The organism is Blastococcus sp. SYSU DS0617 (genome assembly GCF_054051075.1).
Genome location: NZ_JBJHAO010000002.1, coordinates 1 through 20,811 on the forward strand (window position 1 = coordinate 1; position 20,811 = coordinate 20,811).

The 20,811-nt window shown below is 73.6% G+C and carries 23 protein-coding genes; 6 read left to right on the forward strand and 17 right to left on the reverse strand.

What is annotated here, in order from left to right; all coding sequences use genetic code 11:
• Positions 1-124: 124 nt before the first annotated feature.
• The 9 genes from ACI793_RS02560 to ACI793_RS02600 all read right to left on the reverse strand — a co-directional run bounded on the left by ACI793_RS02560 (position 125) and on the right by ACI793_RS02600 (position 7,060).
• Positions 125-1,000 carry an alpha/beta hydrolase family protein gene (locus ACI793_RS02560; protein WP_456604796.1) on the reverse strand — a complete coding sequence of 292 codons (876 nt, stop codon included), beginning with the start codon at positions 998-1,000 and terminating at the stop codon, positions 125-127.
• A gap of 195 nt (positions 1,001-1,195) precedes the next feature.
• Positions 1,196-1,651 carry a hypothetical protein gene (locus ACI793_RS02565; RefSeq protein ID WP_456604797.1) on the reverse strand — a complete coding sequence of 152 codons (456 nt, stop codon included), beginning with the start codon at positions 1,649-1,651 and terminating at the stop codon, positions 1,196-1,198.
• 91 nt (positions 1,652-1,742) lie between these two features.
• The gene (locus tag ACI793_RS02570) at positions 1,743-2,693 is read right to left on the reverse strand and encodes a DNA polymerase domain-containing protein (protein ID WP_456604798.1); all 951 of its coding nucleotides are present in this window, start codon (positions 2,691-2,693) and stop codon (positions 1,743-1,745) included.
• A gap of 58 nt (positions 2,694-2,751) precedes the next feature.
• Positions 2,752-3,495: an MBL fold metallo-hydrolase gene (locus ACI793_RS02575; RefSeq protein ID WP_456604799.1), complete on the reverse strand. Its 744-nt coding sequence runs from the start codon at positions 3,493-3,495 to the stop codon at positions 2,752-2,754.
• Positions 3,492-4,316 (reverse strand): glutamate racemase, encoded by an 825-nt coding sequence (gene murI / locus ACI793_RS02580; protein ID WP_456604800.1) that lies wholly within the window; start codon positions 4,314-4,316, stop codon positions 3,492-3,494. The genes ACI793_RS02575 and murI overlap by 4 nt, the downstream gene beginning before the upstream one ends.
• Before the next feature lie 13 nt (positions 4,317-4,329).
• Positions 4,330-5,070, reverse strand: a complete 741-nt coding sequence (locus ACI793_RS02585; protein WP_456604801.1) for a 3-keto-5-aminohexanoate cleavage protein — start codon at positions 5,068-5,070, stop codon at positions 4,330-4,332.
• Between the two features lie 34 nt (positions 5,071-5,104).
• On the reverse strand, positions 5,105-6,055 hold the full coding sequence (locus tag ACI793_RS02590; RefSeq protein WP_456604802.1) for a PLP-dependent cysteine synthase family protein: 951 nt from the start codon (positions 6,053-6,055) through the stop codon (positions 5,105-5,107).
• Positions 6,056-6,119: 64 nt separating this feature from the next.
• Positions 6,120-6,398, reverse strand: a complete 279-nt coding sequence (locus tag ACI793_RS02595; RefSeq protein ID WP_456604803.1) for a MoaD/ThiS family protein — start codon at positions 6,396-6,398, stop codon at positions 6,120-6,122.
• Positions 6,399-6,574: 176 nt separating this feature from the next.
• Positions 6,575-7,060, reverse strand: coding sequence for a M67 family metallopeptidase (locus ACI793_RS02600; RefSeq protein ID WP_311345126.1), 486 nt, complete (start codon positions 7,058-7,060; stop codon positions 6,575-6,577).
• Positions 7,061-7,156: 96 nt separating this feature from the next.
• Here ACI793_RS02600 and ACI793_RS02605 point away from each other — a divergent pair, with 96 nt between their 5' ends.
• A complete protein-coding gene (locus tag ACI793_RS02605; protein WP_456604804.1) occupies positions 7,157-7,510 on the forward strand; it encodes a hypothetical protein in 354 nt (117 codons plus the stop codon).
• Here the strand turns inward: ACI793_RS02605 and ACI793_RS02610 are convergent.
• The gene (locus ACI793_RS02610; protein ID WP_456604805.1) at positions 7,449-7,949 is read right to left on the reverse strand and encodes a DUF2017 family protein; all 501 of its coding nucleotides are present in this window, start codon (positions 7,947-7,949) and stop codon (positions 7,449-7,451) included. The genes ACI793_RS02605 and ACI793_RS02610 overlap by 62 nt on opposite strands.
• A 73-nt stretch (positions 7,950-8,022) precedes the next feature.
• The gene (gene clpS, locus ACI793_RS02615; protein ID WP_456604806.1) at positions 8,023-8,319 is read right to left on the reverse strand and encodes an ATP-dependent Clp protease adapter ClpS; all 297 of its coding nucleotides are present in this window, start codon (positions 8,317-8,319) and stop codon (positions 8,023-8,025) included.
• A 59-nt stretch (positions 8,320-8,378) separates the two neighbouring features.
• Here clpS and ACI793_RS02620 point away from each other — a divergent pair, with 59 nt between their 5' ends.
• Positions 8,379-9,686: a nicotinate phosphoribosyltransferase gene (locus ACI793_RS02620; RefSeq protein WP_456604807.1), complete on the forward strand. Its 1,308-nt coding sequence runs from the start codon at positions 8,379-8,381 to the stop codon at positions 9,684-9,686.
• Between the two features lie 96 nt (positions 9,687-9,782).
• Complete coding sequence (locus ACI793_RS02625) at positions 9,783-10,352, forward strand: isochorismatase family protein (protein WP_456604808.1); 570 nt, start codon at positions 9,783-9,785, stop codon at positions 10,350-10,352.
• A gap of 171 nt (positions 10,353-10,523) precedes the next feature.
• Here ACI793_RS02625 and serB read toward each other — a convergent pair whose 3' ends face one another.
• From serB to ACI793_RS02655, 6 genes are all read right to left on the reverse strand, one after another.
• Positions 10,524-11,792 (reverse strand): phosphoserine phosphatase SerB, encoded by a 1,269-nt coding sequence (serB, locus tag ACI793_RS02630; RefSeq protein ID WP_456604809.1) that lies wholly within the window; start codon positions 11,790-11,792, stop codon positions 10,524-10,526.
• A 111-nt stretch (positions 11,793-11,903) separates the two neighbouring features.
• Positions 11,904-13,661 carry an aa3-type cytochrome oxidase subunit I gene (ctaD, locus tag ACI793_RS02635; protein ID WP_456604810.1) on the reverse strand — a complete coding sequence of 586 codons (1,758 nt, stop codon included), beginning with the start codon at positions 13,659-13,661 and terminating at the stop codon, positions 11,904-11,906.
• A gap of 87 nt (positions 13,662-13,748) precedes the next feature.
• Positions 13,749-14,582, reverse strand: coding sequence for a putative RNA methyltransferase (locus ACI793_RS02640; RefSeq protein ID WP_456605182.1), 834 nt, complete (start codon positions 14,580-14,582; stop codon positions 13,749-13,751).
• Positions 14,583-14,611: 29 nt separating this feature from the next.
• Positions 14,612-15,121, reverse strand: coding sequence for a metallophosphoesterase family protein (locus ACI793_RS02645; protein WP_456604811.1), 510 nt, complete (start codon positions 15,119-15,121; stop codon positions 14,612-14,614).
• Positions 15,122-15,251: 130 nt separating this feature from the next.
• On the reverse strand, positions 15,252-16,211 hold the full coding sequence (locus ACI793_RS02650; protein WP_456604812.1) for a cytochrome c oxidase assembly protein: 960 nt from the start codon (positions 16,209-16,211) through the stop codon (positions 15,252-15,254).
• 117 nt (positions 16,212-16,328) lie between these two features.
• Positions 16,329-17,240: a M23 family metallopeptidase gene (locus ACI793_RS02655; protein WP_456604813.1), complete on the reverse strand. Its 912-nt coding sequence runs from the start codon at positions 17,238-17,240 to the stop codon at positions 16,329-16,331.
• 25 nt (positions 17,241-17,265) lie between these two features.
• On the opposite strand from ACI793_RS02655, the gene ACI793_RS02660 reads away from it, so the two are divergent.
• The 3 genes from ACI793_RS02660 (at position 17,266) to ACI793_RS02670 (ending at position 20,802) form a co-directional block, all read left to right on the forward strand.
• Positions 17,266-17,961 (forward strand): hypothetical protein, encoded by a 696-nt coding sequence (locus ACI793_RS02660; RefSeq protein WP_456604814.1) that lies wholly within the window; start codon positions 17,266-17,268, stop codon positions 17,959-17,961.
• A gap of 268 nt (positions 17,962-18,229) precedes the next feature.
• The gene (locus ACI793_RS02665) at positions 18,230-19,411 is read left to right on the forward strand and encodes a zinc-dependent alcohol dehydrogenase (RefSeq protein WP_456604815.1); all 1,182 of its coding nucleotides are present in this window, start codon (positions 18,230-18,232) and stop codon (positions 19,409-19,411) included.
• Between the two features lie 185 nt (positions 19,412-19,596).
• Entirely contained in the window at positions 19,597-20,802 is a 1,206-nt protein-coding gene (locus ACI793_RS02670) for an MFS transporter (protein ID WP_456604816.1), read from the forward strand.
• Positions 20,803-20,811 lie beyond the last annotated feature (9 nt).

A 20,811-nucleotide genomic window follows, 5' to 3' on the forward strand; every position in this document is an offset into this window, starting at 1 on the left:
CAGCCCCCCGCACACCCCCCCCCACCCCTCCGAACACGGCGCCCCCCCCCCCCCCCCCCCCCCCCCCCCCCCCCCCCCCCCCCCCCCCCCCCCCCCCCCCCCCCCCCCCCTCAGTGCCCCGGACTCACATGGGGCAGGTGGCGCGGTAGTCCGAGATGCTCCCGAAGTAGGAGACCGACGGTCCCGGGCAGAGGAACTGGGTGTACCGGGTGTCGTCGTCGACGAACCGCTTGAGCCAGGCGATGGAGCTCGACGCGATGTCGGTGTTCGGGCTGTTCGGCGCGAAGTGGCTCGCGTTGTTCAGCTCCAGGTAGGCCCGCTCGGGCGCGTTGGTCAGGTTGTCGTAGAACGGGATGGAGTGGCTGCTCACCGGGGCCACGCTGTCGTTCTCCGCGCCGATCACCAGGGTGGGCGTGCGGACCTCGGGCCAGGTCTTGTCGGTGTTCCAGCCGGTCAGCGGGATGGCCGCCTGCAGGGAGGGCCGGTCCTTGGCCGCCTCGAGCGCACCGCCGCCGCCCATGGAGTGGCCCAGCACGGCGAGCCGGCCGGCGTCCACGCGGGAGCGGACCGAGCTGGAGCCGGTGAGGTAGTCCAGCGCGGCCAGCAGCTGGTCACCGCGGGAGGCCGGCTGGTCGTAGCGGGAGTTGGTGTTGAAGGTGATGACGACGAAGCCCTGGGAGGCGATCCGCGGGCCCAGCCAGGCGATGGTCGACTCCGACGCGGTGTACCCGGGTGAGATGGCCACGCCACCGAACGTGCCCGCCGTCGTGGTCGTCGGGTAGTAGATGGTGGCCGAGCCGAAGCCGGGAGTGGACCAGTTCGACACCGACGTCGAGGAGACGGCGAACGGGCCGCGCTCGGCGGTGATGCTGGCCTGGGTGGGTGCGGGGCCCCGCCACCAGGACGGGTCGGCGGAGGCGGGGATCGACGTGGCGACGACCGTCGCCAGCGCGAGGGCGAGCGCCGCGAGGGCGCGCGCCACCAAGCGAGGAATGGGCACGGTGGACCTTTCGACAGGAGTACCGCAGCCGACGGCAGCGGCGACCGAGGGGATCCGCCGATGCACCGGGCCCGGTATGTGATGCACATCACCATCGACGCGGCGTCAAAGTAGCGTCACCGTTCGCGGTCGCGCAACACTTCCCGCAGATGTTTCAGAACGCGGGTCCGGTGGCGCCCCGCCCACCCGGCAGGATCAGGCGCGGGCCGTGGCGGCGGCGTCGGAGACCAGGTGGGTGACCGGCACCCCGCACCCCTTGCGCAGGCGCGCCGGCAGGTCCCGGCGCAGCCACGCGGACAGTCCGCCGGGGAGGGTGGAGACGACGATCTCGTCGGCCGGGAACCGGCCGAGGCCGAGCCGGACGGCCTGCAGCGGATCGGCGTCCCCGACCTCGCCGTCCACCGTGGCCCCCAGCGCTCGCAGGGAGTCCAGCGCCCGGTCGAGGCGCTGCCGGGCGAGCGCGTAGGCCCGGTCGGTCACCGACGGGCCCAGCGACGCGTAGGCGGCGGGCCCCTCGGCCTCGTCACCCGCCGGCGTGGCCGGCGCGACGAGCAGGAACTCGTGCGGCTCGGCCGCCATGCGCTCCTGCACCGCGCGGGTGAGGGTGTCGGTGGTCAGTGTCTGGTTGGCGACGATCAGGCAACGGCGCATGGCCTGTGCTCCTCGTGGACGAGCCCTCCTGGCGAGCCGAGTGTGACCGGCGCCATCCTGCGGCGCCAGGGCAGCGCCCCCATCGGTGCGTTCAGGAGCTCCCGGCCTCACGGGCACGCTTGCGGCGCTTGCCCTCGTGCATCGCCTGCACCCGGGCGACCGGGATCGTGTGCCCCTCGGCGACCAGGTCGGCCGGCAGGTGCTGGGGCGCGGGCAGCGCCTCCGCCCACGGATCGGCGTCGCCCAGCAGCACGGGCGCGGTCGTCACGGTGAAGTCGGCGGGCTGCACCTCGCCGAGCCGGTGCCAGGCAACCGGGAAGGAGACCGGCAGCCCGGGACGGATCCGTGGGCTGTAGGCGGCGACGACGGTGCCCTGCCCGGACCGCGTCGAGTCGACGAAGACCCGGCCGCCGCGGTCCTCCTTGATGTAGGCGGTCGTGGCGCGCTCCGGGTCCAGCGCGGCGGTGCGTGCCGCCAGCGCCCGCGTGGCCGCGGCGACGTCCTCGAACGACGAACCGGCCACCGGGACGACGACGTGCACGCCCTTCGACCCGCTCGTCTTCACCGCCCCGGCGAGCCCGGCCGAATCCAGCGCCCGGCGCACCAGCCCGGCCACGGCGACGACCGCCGCGAAGTCCGCACCCTCCGGGGGGTCGAGGTCGAGCACCAGCCCGGTCGGCTCGGACTCCCCCGCGCAGAAGTTGGGCACGTGGAACTCGACGGCCCGCTGGTTGGCCAGCCAGATCAGGGTCCGGCGGTCGTCGCAGAGCACCTGGTGCACCTCGCGGTGCGCGCCGGCCGCCCAGACCGGCACCGTGCGCACCCACTCAGGCGCCCCCTTGCTCACGTTGCGCTGCATGAACGGCGCCTGCCCGGGGCGCACCCGCATGACCGACAGCGGCCGCCCCGCCAGTCCCGGGACCATGCGGTCGGCGACAGCCGCGAGGTAGTCCACCAGGTCGCGCTTGGTCACCCCGAGGCCGTCGCCCAGCGCTGCTTCCAGGCTCGTCAGCGGTACGCCGTCCAGCTCGTCGGTGGCCACGCCGGTCACGCTGCCCGGCAGCCGCGCACCCGGCAAGCGGTCGTCGCCCGGTCGGGCGTCAGATCTCGTAGGTGCCCGCGGGCTGCACCAGCTCGGTCTCGGAGAACACCGAGCTGGCGGCGAAGAGCTGTCCGATCCGGTCGACCCACGCGGGGATGTGGGTGAGCAGCAGCCTGCCCACGCCGGCCGCGGCCGCGTGCTCGGCCGCCTGACGGCCGGTCAGGTGCAGCCCCGGTGGCTGGTCGGGGTCGTTGTCGGGGTGCGCGGCCTCGGCGAGGAGCACGTCGGCGCCCCGGGCCAGCTCGACGACGCGGTCGCTCACGCCGGTGTCACCGGTGTAGACCAGCGACCGGCCGCCGGCGGTGAGCCGGATCGCGTAGGTCTCGATCGGGTGCGCGGTGCGTGCCAGCCCCACCTCGAACGGGCCGATCGTCAGGGCACCGGGACCCACCGGCACGAAGTCGAACACGTCGGTGAGCCCGTCGCCGTCCAGGTCGTAGGCCAGCGCCAGCCGGCGTTCCGCGCCCACCGGCGCGTACAGCGGGACGAGCCGGCCGGGCGACCGCTTGGAGTACCGGTGCCACACGACGAACGGCGCGACGTCCAGGCAGTGGTCGGCGTGCAGGTGCGAGAGGAAGACGGCGTCGACCGTGCCCGGGTCGATCAGGCCCTGGAGTGCGCCGAAGGACCCGTTGCCGAGGTCGAGCACCAGCCGGAAGCCCTCGTGCTCGACCAGGTAGCACGACGCCGGCGAGGCGGGGCCGGGGCCGCTGCCCGAGCACCCCACGATGGTCAGCTTCATGCCGCGCCCACCGCGCCGGCGCGCAGCACCGAGCCGACCTCGGGGCCGAGGAACCTGCGCCCCAGCCGGGCGAAGGGTTCGGGATCCCCGGTGGCGAGGAAGGCGTGCTGCGGTGGCGACGCCTCCTCGCGCAGCTGCCCGCTGCGGGTCAGCACCCGGTAGACGTCCTTGGCGGTCTCCTCCGCGCTGGAGACCAGCGTGACGTCGTCGCCCAGCACCAGGGAGAGGACGCCGGTCAGCAGCGGGTAGTGCGTGCACCCGAGGACGACGGTGTCCACCCCGGCGGCCAGCAGCGGGTCGAGGTAGGACTGGGCCAGCCCCAGCAGCTGCCGGCCGCTGGTCACCCCCCGCTCGACGAAGTCGACGAAGCTCGGGCAGGCCGCGCTGGTGACGGTGACACCGGGCACCGGGGCGAAGGCGTCCTCGTAGGCGCCGCTGGTGACGGTGGCCTGGGTGCCGATGACGCCGATCCGCCCGCTGCGCGTGGCGGCGGTCGCCCGGCGGACGGCGGGGAGCACGACCTCGACGACCGGCACGTCGTACCGCTCCCGGGCGTCCCGCAGCGACGCGGCGCTGGCCGAGTTGCAGGCCACGACGAGCATCTTCACGCCGTCGGCCACCAGGTCGTCCATCACCGCGAGGGAGTGCCGGCGCACCTCGGCGATCGGCAGCGGACCGTAGGGGCCGTTGGCGGTGTCGCCGATGTAGCGGATCGCCTCGCCCGGCAACTGGTCCAGCACCGCCCGGGCGACGGTGAGCCCACCGACGCCCGAGTCGAAGATGCCGATCGGTGCGTCCGCACCCGGCTGCGTCGTCCCCATGTCGCCGGTCAGGCTAACCGCCCGCCCCGTCCGCGGCGCGCACCGCGGCGACGACCGTGGTCGCCGCCGCGACCAGCGCGGCGTTGTCCGGCGCCGGTGTGCCGTCGGGCAGGGCGAGCACGTCCTCCAGCCCGATGCGGGTGTCCAGGCCGCGCCGCGCCGCCGAGCGCAGCGCCGGCCAGCAGCTGCTTCCCTCACCGTGGAGCAGCACCGGCCGGCCCTCGCCGACGGCGGCGAGCAGCCGGGCGGCCTCCGCCTCGGCGGCCGCGGCGTCCGGACCGTCGGGCAGCTCCACCAGCACGCGCAGGCAGGAGTCGCGGTGCGGCGAGGCCTGCCAGGCGGACGCCCCCTCCAGGTGCCAGAGGCCCGCCTCGATCTGCACCCCGCGGTCGAGCAGCGCAGCGGCGACGTCGTCCGCGCCGTCCTCGTGCCAGTTCAGCGACGCGTGGTCCGGCAGCACGGTCCAGGCCCGGATCGCCTCGACCCGCTTTCCGGGATCGGGCAGCGCCCAGGCGCCGGTGGTGACCCCGATCGGTACGCCGGGGACCGCCGCACGGACGGCCGTGACCACCGCTGCCACGTGGGCCGGGTGCAGGGAATCGGCGCCGGCGTCGTCCTTGGGGTGCACGTGCAGCTCGCGGGCACCGGCGGCCACCACGGCCGCGGCATCCCGCGCCACCGCGGCGGGGCTCACCGGCAGCGCCGGGTGGTCACCGGGACGGCGCGGGCCGTTCGGGCAGGCCTGGATCAGCACGCCCGCAGCCTGGCACAGCCCACCGACGCTCAGCTCACGCCCAGAGCTGGCCCTCCAGCGCGGCGGTCGCCTCGTCCAGCGTGCCGGCGTAGGCGCCGGTGGACAGGTACTTCCAGCCGCCGTCGCAGACGATGAAGACGATGTCGGCCTTGCGCCCGGCCGCGACCTCCTTGTCGGCGATGCCGAGCGCGGCGTGCAGGATCGCGCCGGTCGAGATGCCGGCGAAGATCCCTTCGCGCTCCACCAGCTGGCGGGTGCGGTGGATCGCGTCGTCGGGGCCGACGGAGAACCGCGAGTCCAGCAGCGAGGCGTCGTAGAGCTCGGGGATGAACCCCTCGTCGATGTTGCGCAGGCCGTAGACGAGCTCGCCGTACCGGGGTTCGGCGGCGATGACCTGGATGCCCGGCTTGTGCTCCCGGAAGTAGCGGGAGCAGCCCATCAGCGTGCCCGTCGTCCCGAGCCCGGCGACGAAGTGCGTGATCGAGGGCAGGTCGGCCAGGATCTCCGGCGCCGTGCCGTCGTAGTGCGCCTGCGCGTTGGCCGGGTTGCCGTACTGGTAGAGCATCACCCAGTCGTCGTGCTCGGCGGCGAGCTCCTTGGCCATGGCGACGGCCTGGTTCGAGCCGCCGGCCGCCGGCGAGGAGATGATCTGCGCGCCGTACATCTCCAGCAGCTGCCGGCGCTCCACCGACGTGTTCTCCGGCATGACGCAGATCAGCTTGTAGCCGCGCTGCCGGGCGACCATGGCCAGCGAGATGCCGGTGTTGCCGCTGGTCGGCTCGAGGATGGTCGAGCCGGGCTGCAGCAGCCCGTCCTTCTCGGCGGCCTCGATCATCGTGATCGCGGCGCGGTCCTTGATGGAGCCGGTCGGGTTGTGATCCTCGAGCTTGGCCCACAGGCGCACGTCGGAGGTCGGCGACAGATTCGGCAGCCCCACGAGCGGGGTGCCGCCGAGCGAGTCGACGAGGGAGGCGAAGCGGGCCATGGGAGCTCTTCCGGGACGGGGAGGGTGCGGGAGGACCGGGGGTGCGACCGGGGCGTGCGACCGGTCAGCAGCCGCCCGCGACCGCCGGGAGGATCGTCACCGAGTCGCCGTCCTTGACCTGGGTGTCCAGGGCGCCGGTGAAGCGCACGTCCTCGTCGTTGACGTAGACGTTGACGAAGCGGTGCAGCTTGCCCTCCTCGGTCACGAGGCGGTTCTTCAGGCCAGAGTGCTGCGCGTCGAGGTCGTCGATGAGCGCGGACAGGGTGTCCCCGCTGCCCTGGACGGTCTTGTTGCCGCCGGTGTGGGTGCGCAGGATGGTGGGGATCCGGACCTCGATGGCCATGGCGTGCGTTCTCCTCGGAAGTGTTCGGCTGGTCGGGGGCACGCTGCGCGAGCGGCAGCGACGTGGTGCGTCTAGCGGGCGCAACGCCCGGGCGCCGTGCGGGATTCCGCACCGGCGGCAGCCCCGTCCCGGGCCCGCCCCGAGCGTGCGAGGGGCGGGGAGGACGGGGTCCTTCTTCAGTCGTAGACGACGGTGGTCGGCGAGTGTCCGAAGAGGTAGGACTCGACGATCTCGACCTCCTCCTCGCTCACCTCGCCGTCGACGATGCGGTAGCTGCGGAACTCGACCTCGTCGCCGGCCAGCCCCGTCTGCTTCTCGTGGTGCCGGGTGGAGACCAGCACGTAGTGCGTGCGCGGGTCCGCTGCCGGGCCGGATGCGTAGCCGACGTCGGTGCGCGACGGATAGGCCTCGGTGGCCGTGTGCGAGTGGTAGACGACGACCGGCCACTCGTCACGGTCGTCCATGTCCCGGTACAGCCGCAGCAGGTCGGCCGAGTCGAACTCGTAGAACGTCGGCGACCGCGCGGCGTTGAGCATCGGGACGAAGCGCTCCGGCCGTTCGCTGCCCTCGGGGCCGGCGACGACGCCACAGGCCTCGTCCGGGTGGTCCTCCCGGGCGTGGGCCACGATGGCGTCGTAGGTCGCGCGGTCGATGCGCAGCACCCGGCCAGTCTAGGCGGCGCCTTCCGGCGACCGGGACAGGGCCGGGAAGGGTGACCTCGGCAACCATCCGGTGAACAACCGATACGGTCTGGACCCGTGTGGGATGACGCTCTGCTGATCGCCGGCGTGGTGCTGGCCGCGCTGCCCGCATTCGTCCTCGGTGCCCGGAACATGTTCCGGCACCGCGGCTACGTCACCGGCGACCCGAACGACCGCGCCCCGGTCATCGTCATGGTCACGCTGCGGGCGCTGGTGCTGCTCCTGGTCCTGGCGCTGTCGGCCATCACCCTGATCTCCTGCATCGGCGCCCTGATCAAGGACGTCGAGCTGCACGGCCTGGTCTACGTCTTCTTCACCCTCGACCTGCTGCTGGCGGCCCTGGTGCTGCTCACCTTCGGCCGGAGCGAGCAGCGACCAGCGCGTCGACGAGCGAGCCCTGCACGGCGGTGAGCCAGTAGTAGACGGCCAGCTGCTGGTCTGTCTCGTCGGCCACGTCCTCCGGCGGTTCGGTGTCCTCGCTGATGTCCAGCCGGGTGCCCAGGGCCAGGCGGAGGTCGTTGCTGGTGCGCAGCCAGGCGGCGGCCTGCTCCACGTCCAGCCGCACCTCGCCGCCCTCGGCCGGGAGCGAGGCGCGCACGGTCGCCAGGTCGTCGGCCTTGGCGCCGCGCAGCGAGGCCTCGGTCAGCTCCCGGTAGTCGGCGGCCATCTCCGGGTCGGAGCGGTGCCCGTCCGGGAACAGCCGGCCGAGCACCGGGTCGTCGCCGACGTCGTCGAGGTCGGCGGAGAGCAGCTGCTCGAGCTGGTCCAGCAGCAGCCCGAGGATGCCGGCCTCTGCACCCTCCAGGCGGGCGACCAACTCACCGCTGCGCGCGGCACGGAACGGCTTCACGCCAGCCTCCTCGCTGCACTCGTCGGACGCGCGGATCCGGGGCGCGCCGTCATGGCCGAGCTCGCGAGCTCGCTCACGTATCCCTCTGGTAGCTGGCCCACAGGCCGTAGGCGTGCAGCCGGCTGGTGTCGTGCTCCATGCGCTCGCGCGGGCCCGAGCTGACGATCGCCTTGCCGTCGTGGTGCACCTGCAGCATCAGCGCGGTGGCGGTCGGCTCGTCGTAGCCGAACAGCTCCTGCAGGACGAAGGTCACGTAGGTCATCAGGTTGACCGGGTCGTTCCAGACGATGGTGACCCAGGGGCGGTCCAGCTCCCCGCGTTCCTCTTCCGTCGTCTCGGGGGTCCGAGTCGGAGCGAGCGGTCCGGCCACGGGTCCACCATAGGACGCCGATCTGCCCCGGTCCCGGCCCCCGCCTAGGCTTCCCGATCATGGCTGTGGACACCGGGCTCACTCCCCCACCGGCCCCCGCGCTCTTCACCGACCGGTACGAGCTGACGATGGTCGCCGCGGCGCTGGCCGACGGCACCGCCGACCGGCAGTGCGTCTTCGAGGTCTTCGCCCGCCGGCTGCCGCACGGCCGCCGCTACGGCGTGCTCGCGGGCACCGGCCGGCTGCTGGAGGCCCTGCCCTACTTCCGGTTCGGCGACGGCGAGATCGCCGCCCTCCGGGACCAGGGGCTCACCGACGCCCGCCTGCTGGACTGGCTGGCCGACTTCCGCTTCTCCGGAGACATCGACGGCTACGCCGAGGGCGACCTGTACTTCCCGGGTTCCCCCGTGCTCACCGTGCGCGCGTCCTTCGCCGAGGGCGTGCTGCTGGAGACCCTCGCGCTGTCGGTGCTCAACCACGACAGCGCGATCGCCTCGGCGGCGGCCCGGATGATCTCGGCCGCCTGCGACCGGCCGTGCATCGAGATGGGCTCGCGCCGCACGCACGAGGAGGCCGCGGTGGCCGCCGCCCGGGCCGCGCACCTCGTCGGCTTCGCAACCAGCTCGAACCTGGAGGCCGGCCGGCGGTACGGGGTGCCCACCGCGGGCACCAGCGCGCACGCCTTCACGCTGCTGCACGACGACGAGCGGTCCGCCTTCGAGGCCCAGGTGGCGGCTCTCGGCAAGGGGACGACGCTGCTGGTGGACACCTACGACGTCGAGCAGGGCATCCGGACGGCCGTCGAGGTGGCCGGCCCCGAGCTCGGGGGCATCCGCCTGGACTCCGGAGACCTCCCCACGCTGGCCACCCGCGCCCGCGAGCTCCTGGACGAGCTCGGGGCGACCGGGACCAGGATCGTGGTGACGAGCGACCTCGACGAGTACGCGATCGCCGGCCTGGCCGCGGCACCGGTCGACGGCTACGGCGTCGGCACCTCCCTGGTCACCGGGTCGGGCGCGCCCACCGTCGGGATGGTCTACAAGCTGGTCGAGCGGGACGGCGTCCCGGTGGCCAAGCGGTCCGAGGGCAAGCGCTCGGTCGGCGGCCGGAAGTACGCCGTCCGCCGGCACGACCCCGACGGCGTGGCGACCGCCGAGGTGGTCACCGCCGACCCCGTCGCTGCGCGCCCGGGCGACCGCGACCTGCTCGTGCCGCTGGTGCGCGACGGCGAGATCTGCGACCCGGTCTCCCCTGCCGAGGCGCTGAGCCGGGCCACGGCCCACCACCAGCGGGTCCGCGAGGCGCTGCCGCCGGAGGCCCTCGCCCTGTCCCGTGGCGAGCCCGCGATCGACACCGTGACCGTCTGACCTGCCGAGTAAGAGGACGCCGTCCCCCTCACCCCTCGCACGCTCGGGGCGAGCCTCCGGACGCGGCCGAAGACCAACCGGAAAGGACCTGACCTCATGGCCCGCGCCCTGATCGTCGTCGACGTGCAGAACGACTTCTGCGAGGGCGGGAGCCTCGCCGTCGCCGGCGGGGCCGCAGTGGCCGCCGCGGTCACGGCCCACATGGCCGAGGGTGGGTACGACCACGTCGTCGCCACCCGGGACCACCACATCGACCCGGGGTCGCACTTCTCCGAGGCTCCGGACTTCGTCGACTCCTGGCCCCGGCACTGCGTCGTCGGCACCGACGGGGTCGAGCTGCACCCGGCCCTGGACCGCGCGCCGATCGAGGCGGTCTTCGACAAGGGCGAGTACGCCGCCGCCTACTCCGGCTTCGAGGGGACGGCGGACGGCGTGACGCTGGCCGAGTGGCTGCGGCAGCACGACGTGGACGCCGTCGACGTCGTGGGCATCGCCACCGACCACTGCGTGCGGGCCACCGCCCTGGACGCCGTGGCCAACGGGCTCACCACCCGGGTCCTGCTCGACCTCACCGCGGGCGTCTCGGAGGCGACCACCGAGGCAGCGCTGGACCAGCTCCGCACCGCGCGCGTCGAGCTCGAGGGGGACGCTGACGCGTCTGCGTGAGCACGCCCTCGAGGGGCGTCGCGACTGGACCGGGGGTTCGCGCCGAGTGGGGCCCGGAGGGTCCCGCGCAGGCGCGACGGTGGGGCTCCGCGCAGCAGGGCACGGCTCCTGGCCGCGGTGTCCTCCGGAGGAGGACAGATCACACCGCGGTGTCGTCCGGAGGACGACAGATCACGTGGCGTCGAGCACCTCGTCGCGGGTGAAGCCGAGCACCTGCAGCACGGCGTCCAGATAGGGCTGGTTGAGCGCGGTGTGCGCCTGCTCGCGCACGAACGGCTTGGCGTTGAAGGCGATGCCCAGCCCCGCGGTGTTGAGCATGTCCAGGTCGTTGGCGCCGTCCCCGACGGCCACGGTCTGGTCGAGCGGGATGCCGTAGTCGGCGGCGAACCGCGCCAGGGCACGCGCCTTGCCGGGCCGGTCCACGATCTCCCCCACCAGACCGCCGGTGAGCTTCCCGTCGACGACCTCGAGGGTGTTGGCCGCCGCGAAGTCCAGGCCGAGGCTGTCGGCCAGCGGATCGGTGATCTGGGTGAAGCCGCCGCTGACGATGCCGCACCGGAAACCGAGGCGCTGCAGCGTGCGGATGAGCGTGCGCGCGCCCGGGGTCAGCACGAGCGCCTCGCGGACCTCGTCGAGCACCTCGACGGGCAGCCCCGCCAGGACGGCGACGCGCTTGCGCAGCGACTCGGCGAAGTCCAGTTCCCCGTTCATGGCGGCGGCGGTGATGCGGGCGACCTCGGCCGCGCGCCCGGCACGGGCCGCGAGCTCGTCGATCACCTCACCCCGCACCAGCGTGGAGTCGACGTCGAGCACGATCAGCCGCTTGCTGCGCCGGGCCAGCCCGACGCGCTCGACCGCGATGTCGGTACCGGTCGCGGCGGCGACCGATGCCAGCGCGGTCCGCAGGGCCGTGGCCTCCGCGCCGGACACGGTCAGCTCGAAGCTGGTGACCGGGTAGTCCGACAGCCGCCGGATGGCGTCGATGTTCCCGCCGACCGCGGCGATGCCCTGCGCCGCGCCGGCGACCGCCTCGGCCGAGACGGGGCGGCCGAGCAGGATCACGTGGTGCGGGCGGCCGGCCGACACCGACGCCGGTCCGGCCGAGGCCGGCTCGACCTCCACCCGGAGACCCACGTCCGCGGCGACGGCGGCGGCCAGCGGACCCAGGTGCGCCAGCAGCGCGTCCTGGTCCACCGCGGGGGCTCCGTCCGGGGAGACCACCCCGACGACGACGCCGAGGACCAGCTGCCCGTGGACCACCACCTGCTCGACGTCGAGGACCTCGAGGTCGGGCGCACCCCCGGCCAGTGCAGCGAACAGCCGCGCCGTCACACCGGGCCGGTCGCCACCGCTGACGGTGAGCAGGGCCCGGGCAGGGGTCACCTGCGAGACCTCGGGCATCGGGGGCGCGGGGTTCGACGGCACGGGGTCCAGCGGCACGCCGTCATGGTGCCGCACCCGATCCGCCGCTCCTGCGGTAGCCCCCGACGACGACGGACGCCCCGCCGGCCGTGAGGCCGACGGGGCGTCCGATGTCCTGCTGGATGCGCCTCAGGTGGGGTCGGGGTCGTTCGGACCCTGGCGCGGACCGGTGCCGGGGACGAGTTCGCTGACCCCGGCGTAGGGCTCGTGGCGCTTGCCGGCGTGGGCTTCGGCCTGGAGCCGCTCGGTGAGGTGCGGGTAGTGCGCCTCGAAGGCGGGGCGCTCGGAGCGGATGCGGGGGATCTCCACGAAGTTGTGCCGCGGCGGCGGGGAGGAGGTGGCCCATTCCAGGGAGTTGCCGTGGCCCCACGGGTCGTCGCGCAGGGCGAGCTTGCCGTACTTCCAGGAGCGCACCACGTTGTAGATGAACGGGATCACCGAGGCGCCCAGCACGAAGCTGAAGATGGTGGAGATCATGTTCAGCGTGGTGAAGGTGTCGGTGGGCAGGTAGTCCACGTAGCGGCGCGGCATGCCCTCGTTGCCCAGCCAGTGCTGCACCAGGAACGTGCCGTGGAAGCCGATGAAGGTCAGCCAGAACTGCAGCTTGCCCAGCCGCTCGTCCATCATCCGGCCGCACATCTTGGGGAACCAGAAGTAGATGCCGGCGTAGGCGGCGAACACCACGGTGCCGAACACCACGTAGTGGAAGTGGGCGACGACGAAGTAGCTGTCCGAGACGTGCCAGTCCAGCGGCGGGGACGCCAGCAGCACACCGGTCAGCCCACCGAGCAGGAAGGTCACCATGAAGCCCATCGAGAACAGCATCGGCGTCTCGAAGGTCATCTGACCCCGCCACATGGTGCCGATCCAGTTGAAGAACTTCAGCCCGGTGGGAACGGCGATCAGGTAGGTGAGGAACGCGAAGAAGGGCAGCAGTACCGCGCCGGTGGCGTACATGTGGTGCGCCCACACCGCCAGGGACAGGAAGCCGATCGCCAGCGTCGCCCCGACCATGCCCTTGTAGCCGAACAGCGGCTTGCGGGCGAACACCGGGATGATCTCGGTGATGATGCCGAAGAACGGCAGCGCGATGATGTACACCTCGGGGTGGCCGAAGAACCAGAACAGGTGCTGCCACAACATCGGCCCACCGTTCTCCACCGAGTAGATCTGCGAGCCCAGGTTCCGGTCGGACAGCAGCGCGAACAGCGCCGCGGTCAGGATCGGGAAGGCCAGCAGGATCAGGATCGAGGTCACCAGGGCGTTCCAGGTGAAGATCGGCATCCGGAACATCGTCATCCCCGGCGCCCGCAGGCACACGATCGTGGCGATGAAGTTGACCCCGCCCAGGATCGTGCCCAGACCCGAGACCGCCAGCCCACCGATCCACAGGTTCCCGCCCACCCCGGGGGTGTGCACCACGTTGGACAGCGGCGTGTAGGCCGTCCAGCCGAAGTCCGGCGCCCCACCGGGGGTCGCGAAGCTGGACACCACGATCAGGCTGCCGAACAGGAACAGCCAGAACGAGAACGCGTTCAACCGCGGGAACGCCACATCCGGCGCACCGATCTGCAACGGCATGATCAGGTTCGCGAACGCGAAGAACAACGGCGTCGCGAACATCAGCAGCATCAGCGTGCCGTGCATCGTGAACAGCTGGTTGTACTGCTCCGGGGACAGGAACTGCAGCTCCGGCCGGCCCAGCTCCGCCCGGATCAGCATGGCCATCAGGCCACCCAGGATGAAGAACATGAACGAGACGGCCAGGTACATCAGGCCGATGGTCTTGTGGTCCGTGGTCCGCAGCAGGTTCGACAGCCGCGAGCCCCTCTCGACCACGTGAGCCGGGCTCGGCCGACTCACGATGGGCGCCGGTGCAATCGTCACGCCGAGCAGCTTAGACGGGCCCTCCGCCGTCGCTGCCGCGGGACGGGGCGGGCGCGCCGCGCGTCGCCGGGCGCCATCGGAGGGCCCTCAGCCCGGCCGGCGGTAGGTCGTCAGCCGGACCGCGGCGGTCACCTCGACCCGGTCGGGCAGCACACCCAGCCGAGCAGCGCGTTCACCGGCCGGCAGGTGCCGAGCGTGCGGGCCCATGCCCACCAGGGTCGCCACGGCGGCGCGGTCCAGCCGGAGGACGTCGCGCCGCTCGGTGCTCGCCACGGGCACCAGGTGCGGCTCCAGCGAACCGGCCAGCCGGGCCGCCTTGTCGGGGTCCACCCGCAGCAGGCCCAGCGGGCCGACCAGCTCGGTCAGGTGGTCGTCCGCCGGCGTCACCACCACCAGCCGGCCCGCGGGATGCAGCACCCGCGCGATCTCCGGGCCGTTGCGCGGGGCGAAGACGACGAGCACGCGGTCGACGGCGCCGTCCCGGACCGGGAGCCGCGCCCAGGTGTCGGCGACGACCGCCATCGCCCGCGGGTGTGCCCGGGCCGCCCGGCGCGCGGCGTAGGGCGAGGAGTCCAGCACGACCCCGGTCGCGCCGGGGGCACGCTCGAGGACGGTGGCCAGGTGGTGGCCCGTTCCGCCACCCAGGTCCAGCAGCCGCTCCGGCGCCGCTCCCCCGGCCTCCAGCACGGCGTCGCCGAGCGCGGCACCGATTCCGGCGTAGTGGCCGGCGGCCAGGAAGGACACCCGGTCGGCCACCATCTCCGCGGAGTCACCCGACGGCGCGCGGTGCCCCGGCGGCAGCAGGGTCACGTGGCCCTGGCGCGCCCGGTCGAAGGAGTGACCGGCCGGGCAGCGCAGCACGTCCCCGCTCCCCCCCACGGTCAGGGGGGCGGCGCAGACGGGACAGGCCAGCACCGCCACGGCGGCGTCCGGGAGCTCGGGGCGGGTCGTCACGAGCGGGGCGGCACCGCGTGGAACACGACGTCGCGCAGCTGCCCGGCGTCGGCCACCGCGGTGACGAACGTGCCGTGGGGCTGGCGCCGACGGTCCGTCGGGGACCCGGGGTTGATCAGCCGGAGACCCGACGGGGCGGTGGTGTCCCACGGGATGTGGCTGTGCCCGAAGACGAGGACGTCGTCGTCGGGGAAGCGGGCCGCGCAGCGGGCCTCCCGGCCCTTCGCGTCGCCGGTCTCGTGGACGACGGCGAAGCGGAGGCCCTCGATCTCGGCGCGGGCCACCACGGGAAGGCGCTCGCGAAGGGCGCCGTGGTCGTTGTTGCCGTGCACCGCCACCAGCCGGCGCGAGCGCTGCTCGAACAGGTCCAGCAGCGCGTCGTCCACCCAGTCACCGGCGTGCACCACCACGTCCGCGGACGCGATCGCGTCCCACAGGGACCGGGGCAGGTCACGGGCCCGCCGGGGGACGTGCGTGTCCGAGGTGACCACCAGCGACACAGGCACGACGACATGGTCGCAGGCCGCCAGGTCCCCGCCCCGGCCGGCGGCCTTGCCCGCCCCGTCCGCTCCCGGTCTCCCAGCGGGTCCGCTCGCAGGACTCAGCGCGGCCCGGGGGCGGCTCCCGGCGACGACGTCACCGCTCGGCCATCGCCCGCAGGCGTGCGTTGTAGGCGTTGAGCTCGGCGTCGCCGCTGCGGTCGGCCGCCCGGTCGAGGGCACGGGCGCGCCGCTCGTCGGAGCCCATCCACGACACGAGGACGACGATCAGCACGATCACCGTCGGCAGCTCGCCGAAGGACCAGGCGATGCCGCCGGCCACGGTCTGGTCACCGACGGGATCGATGCCCCAGGCGGCCGGCGGGTCGGCGAAGCTGTCCACGAGCAGCGAACTGGCGATCATGACCGCGACACCGAAGAAGGCGTGGAACGGCACCGGGATGACCAGCTCGAGGATCCGCGTCGGGTGGCTGTGGGTGTTCGGCCACGGGTCCTGGGCGATGACCGGACCGAAGAACAGCAGCCCGGTGACCACGAAGTGGGCCAGCATGAACTGGTGCCCGGCCGCGGTGCTCATCAGCGCGTCGAAGATCGGCGTGAAGTAGATGCCGTACAGGCTGGCGATGAACAGCGGCACCGTGAACCCCGGCGAGGCGAGGAACCGGGTGAACCGGCTGTGCAGGAAGTTCAGCAGCAGGGCGCGGGGCGCCGCGGCCGCCCCCTGACCACGGGGCAGCGTGCGCAGCGCCAGCGTCACGGGTGCGGCGAGCAGCAGCAGGATCGGCGAGATCATCGCCAGGACCATGTGCTGGACCATGTGCAGGCTGAACAGCACCATGCTGTAGCCGTTGAGCCAGGTACCGGTCACCGCGAAGACCGACAGCGTCCCCACGACCCATGACGCGGTGCGCCACCAGGGCCAGCTGACGCCGGTCCGCCTCAGCCGGACGACGGCGACGAGGTACGCCACCAGCCCGACGATGCTCAGGACGGCGAGCACCGACCAGGGCTCCAGGTGCGGCAGGAACATCCGGCCCCAGGTGGGCGGCTCGTCCGGCACCCACATGCCCGAGTGGTGCCCGTGCCCGTGATCCACCGACCGCCTCCTGCTCCCGCCGCCCGCCGTGCCGGCTCCACTGTCCCACCCGGGCGGGCCCGGGGCGGCGTGCGGCCGGTCACCCTGCCGGGGACGTCGAGCGTCGCGCGCCGCGCGTCAGACGTGGACGCCGCGCTCCCGCAGCCACGGGAGCGGGTCGACCTTCGTGCCGTTCAGCCCGCCCAGGTGCACCTCGAAGTGCAGGTGCGGCCCGGTGGACTGACCGCGGTTGCCCAGCAGCGCGATGGTGTCGCCGGCCCGGACGAGCTGGCCCGGCTCGACGAGGATCTCGTCCATGTGGCCGTAGACGGTCACGTCCCCGTTGTCGTGCTGGATGTAGACGACCAGGCCGTAGCCGCTGGCCGGGCCGGCCTCGAGGACGACGCCGTCCATGACCGCGTACTCCGGGGTGCGCATGGGCGCCGCCAGGTCGATGCCGGCGTGCACGGTGCCCCAGCGGGCGCCGAAGCCACTGGTGAGCCGGGCCCCGTGCACCGGCGCCACGGCCTTGGGCCGGGCCGCCTCGGCGGCCGCGGCGGCGGCGAAGAAGTCGGCCGTCGCCTGGGCGTCGGCAGCGGCGGTCGTCGCTGCGTCCCGCTCGTTGCGGCTGACCACCAGCTCCTGCAGGAGCCGGGTCGACTCGGCGTCCGCCAGCACGTCGGCCGGCTCGGCCTCGATGCCGAGCTGCTCGGCCACGCTGACGCTCTCGGCCACCGCGGGCGAGTCGGCGCGGGCGGACGAGTCGGAGTCGATCAGCGCACCCAGGCTCAGCGCGCCGACCAGGCCGGCGGCCAGGTAGAAGGCCGGGCGGCGGCGCACGACCGGGACGCGGTGGCGGCCGATCTCCCAGAGGTCACCGCCGGCGATGCCCGGAGCGGGCGTGGCCGGGTCGCGCTGCAGCGGCGCCAGCGCCTCGTCGACGAACGAGGGCACGACGGCGACCACCGGTGCGGGCTGCTCGTCCGGCCCTGCCGCCGTGGCGAGCACGGGCACATCGACGACGACCGGGGTGCTCTCCGGCGAGCTCACGACGGGCCGGGGGCGCGGATGCGGCGTGGGCCGCCGGATCGCCAGGGCGGCCGGAGCGACGACCGGGGAGCTCTCGGGCGAGCTCACGACCGGCCGGGGGCGCGGGTGCGGCGTGGGCCGCCGGCTCACCGCGGCGGCCGGCTCGGCGGGGACGAGCGGCTCGGCTGGAGCCGCGGCGGAGGTCGCAGCGACTCCCGGAGCCGGTGCCGTCCGGGCAGCGGCCGTGGTTCCCGCGGAAGCCTTCGCCGCGGTGGTGGCCCGTGCGGTGGCGGTGCGCGCCCTGGTCGCGCGGGCCGTGGTCGCCTTCGCGGCGGCACGGGCCGTGGCAGTGGCGGTCCGCGCGGCGGTCGACCCGGCGACGGCGGTGCTCGCGGCCTTGGCCCTCGCCGCCAGCGAGCCGGCAGCGGTGACGGCCCTGGCCGCCGGGCGCTTGGCCGACGACCGCGTGGGCGCCGGCTGCTCGGCGGAGGGATGCTCGGCGTCGGTGCGCTCCGCGGACGGGCGCTCGACGTCGGATCCGTCGGCGGCCGCGCCGGCCCCTGCTCGCGACGCCTTCCCCTGGCGCTGCGCGGGGACCTGCGGGGCGATCGTCCCGGCCGGGCGGCGCGAGCTCCGGCGGACCGGGGCGGGCGTCTCGGCCGGTGCCGCCGGAGCGGCGTCCCGACCGTCGTCGACGGGTCGATCGTGGTGGAGCGAAGTCATGCACCTGGAGCTTCCGTAGGGGGCATTGCCGCGCTCCCGGGGAGAGGAGCGGGGCCCATGTAAACACGCCGTGATCGGTTCGTGATCTGCGTCGCGGGGTAATGACCAGCAGTTCTGTGGTCTGAGCCACCGAAAACCATGGGTGTGGTTCGGCCGCTGGTGAACGGTTCGTGACGCAGCGTGAGTGCCGCGCCGAAGCTGGTTGAAAGTTGCGCGACACAGCTCACGGGCGGGCAGGGAGCCGTCCTGGCGGCCGGAACACGGCCCGATCGAGGGAGACGAACCGCATGCGCGCAGTGACCTGGCACGGCCGAGGCGACGTCCGGGTGGAGACCGTTCCGGACCCGACGATCCAGGAGCCCACCGACGTGATCGTGGAGATCACCTCGAGCGGGATCTGCGGCTCCGACCTGCACCTCATCGAGGTCATGGCGCCGTTCATGTCCGTGGGCGACGTCATGGGGCACGAGCCGATGGGCGTCGTCCGGGAGGTCGGCCGGGAGGTGACCGAGCTCAAGGCCGGCGACCGCGTCGTCGTCCCGTTCAACATCTCCTGCAACACCTGCTGGATGTGCTCGCAGGGACTGCAGTCGCAGTGCGAGACGACGCAGAACCGGGAGCAGGGCTTCGGGGCCTCGCTGTTCGGCTACACGAAGCTCTACGGGCAGGTGCCCGGCGGCCAGGCGGAGTACCTCCGCGTGCCCTTCGGCAACACGCTGCCGATCAAGGTGCCCGACGCCCCGCTCGACGACCGGTACGTGTACCTCTCCGACGTCCTGCCCACCGCATGGCAGGCGGTGCAGTACGCGGGGATCCCGCAGGGCGGCAGCGTGCTGGTCCTGGGGCTCGGGCCCATCGGTGACATGTGCACCCGCATCGCCAAGCACCTCGGTGCCGGGCAGGTCATCGCCGCCGACGTCGTCCCCGAGCGACTGGCGCGCGCCCGGCGCAACGGCATCACCGTCATCGACACGACCACCCAGGCCGACGTCGTGGCCCAGGTGCGCGACCTGACCGACGGCCGCGGCCCCGACGCCGTGATCGACGCCGTCGGCATGGAGGCGCACGGCTCCCCGCTGGCGACCTTCGCGCAGAAGGCGACGGCGATCGTCCCGGACGCCATCATGGAGAAGGTCATGCAGGTGGCCGGGGTCGACCGGATGGCGGCGCTCAACACCGCCATCGAGGCGGTCCGGCGCGGCGGCACCATCTCGCTGTCCGGCGTCTACGGCGGCGCCACCGACCCGATGCCGCTCATGCGCATGTTCGACAAGCAGATCCAGCTCCGGATGGGGCAGGCCAACGTGTGGCGCTGGGTGCCCGACATCCTGCCGCTGCTGCTCGAGGGCGACCCGCTGGGCGTCGACGAGTTCGCCACCCACCGGGTGCCGCTCGAGCAGGCTCCCGAGGCGTACGCCAACTTCCGCGAGAAGAAGGACGGCGCCGTCAAGGTGCTGCTCCAGCCCTGACCTGCTCACCGGGGGCGGGCGGCTCCCCGCCCCCGGTGTGAGCAGCTCCACCTCCCCGACCGGGCATGGTCGGGGACGGTCGACCGCTGCACCGCCGAGAACGAGGTGCAGCGCCTCACCCGGCCTCCCAGGACGATGTGGTCCGCCGGCTCCCGCCCCGACCGCGTCCCTGGAGTGCCCCGCCCGTGCCCCGCGCCCTGCTCGCCCTCGCCATCGGCGCCTTCGGCATCGGCACCACCGAGTTCGTCGTCATGGGCATGCTCCCCGAGATCGCCGACGGCCTCGACGTCTCCGTCTCCGCCGTCGGACTGCTCATCTCGGCCTACGCGATCGGGGTGGTCGTCGGCGCACCCACCCTCACGGCCGTGGGGCTGCGGTTCACCCCGCGCCAGACGCTCGTCGCGCTGATGGTCGTGTTCGTGGTCGGCAATCTGCTGGCCGCGCTGGCCCCCACCTACGGCACCCTCGCGGCGGCGCGGGTGCTGACCGCGCTCGCGCACGGTTCCTTCTTCGGTGTCGGTGCGATCGCCGCCCGCAGGGTCGTCGCCCCCGAACGCGCGACGCAGGCTATTGCCCTCATGGTGACCGGCCTGACGCTGGCCAACGTCGTCGGCGTGCCGGCCGGCACGTGGGTCGCCCAGCAGACGTCCTGGCGGCTCGTCCTGGCCGCCATCGCCGGCATCGGCGTGCTCACCATCGCCGGGCTGCTCGCCTGGCTCCCCGCCGACGGCGGTGAGCCGGCGGACCTCCGCACCGAGCTCGCCGCGTTCCGCAGCCGCCAGGTCTGGCTCGTCCTCTCCCTGACGATGGTCGGCTTCGCGGCCACCTTCGCCGTCTACAGCTACGTGACCCCGATCCTCACCGACGTCGCCGGCTTCTCCTCGGCCGGCGTGACCCCGGTGCTCGCCCTGTTCGGCGTCGGCACCACCGTCGGGACGCTGCTGGGCGGGCGGCTGGGCGACCGGTTCGGCTTCGGGTTCGTCGCCGTCGGCATGCTCGGCGTCGCCGCCGTCCTGGCGGTGTTCGCGTCCACCGCCGGCAACCCCGTCGCCGCCGTCGTCCTGCTGGTGCTCTTCGGGACGCTGGGCTTCGCCATGGGGCCGATCGTGCAGAACGGTGTCATCGAGGCCGCCGCCGTGCCCGGCGGCGGCAGCCTGGTCTCGGCGGCCAACCAGGGCGCGTTCAACGTGGCCAACGCGCTCGGTGCGGCACTCGGCGCGCTGGTCATCTCCCAGGGGTACGGCCTCACCGCGCCGATGTGGGTCGGGGCCGCGCTGGCCGTCGTGGGCGCCGGCATCGCGTGGTGGGCCGGGCACGCCGACCGGCGGCCTGCCACGGCACCGCGCCCCGTGGACGGCGTCCCCGTGGCCGAACCGATCCCGGCACGCTGAGCCGCACAT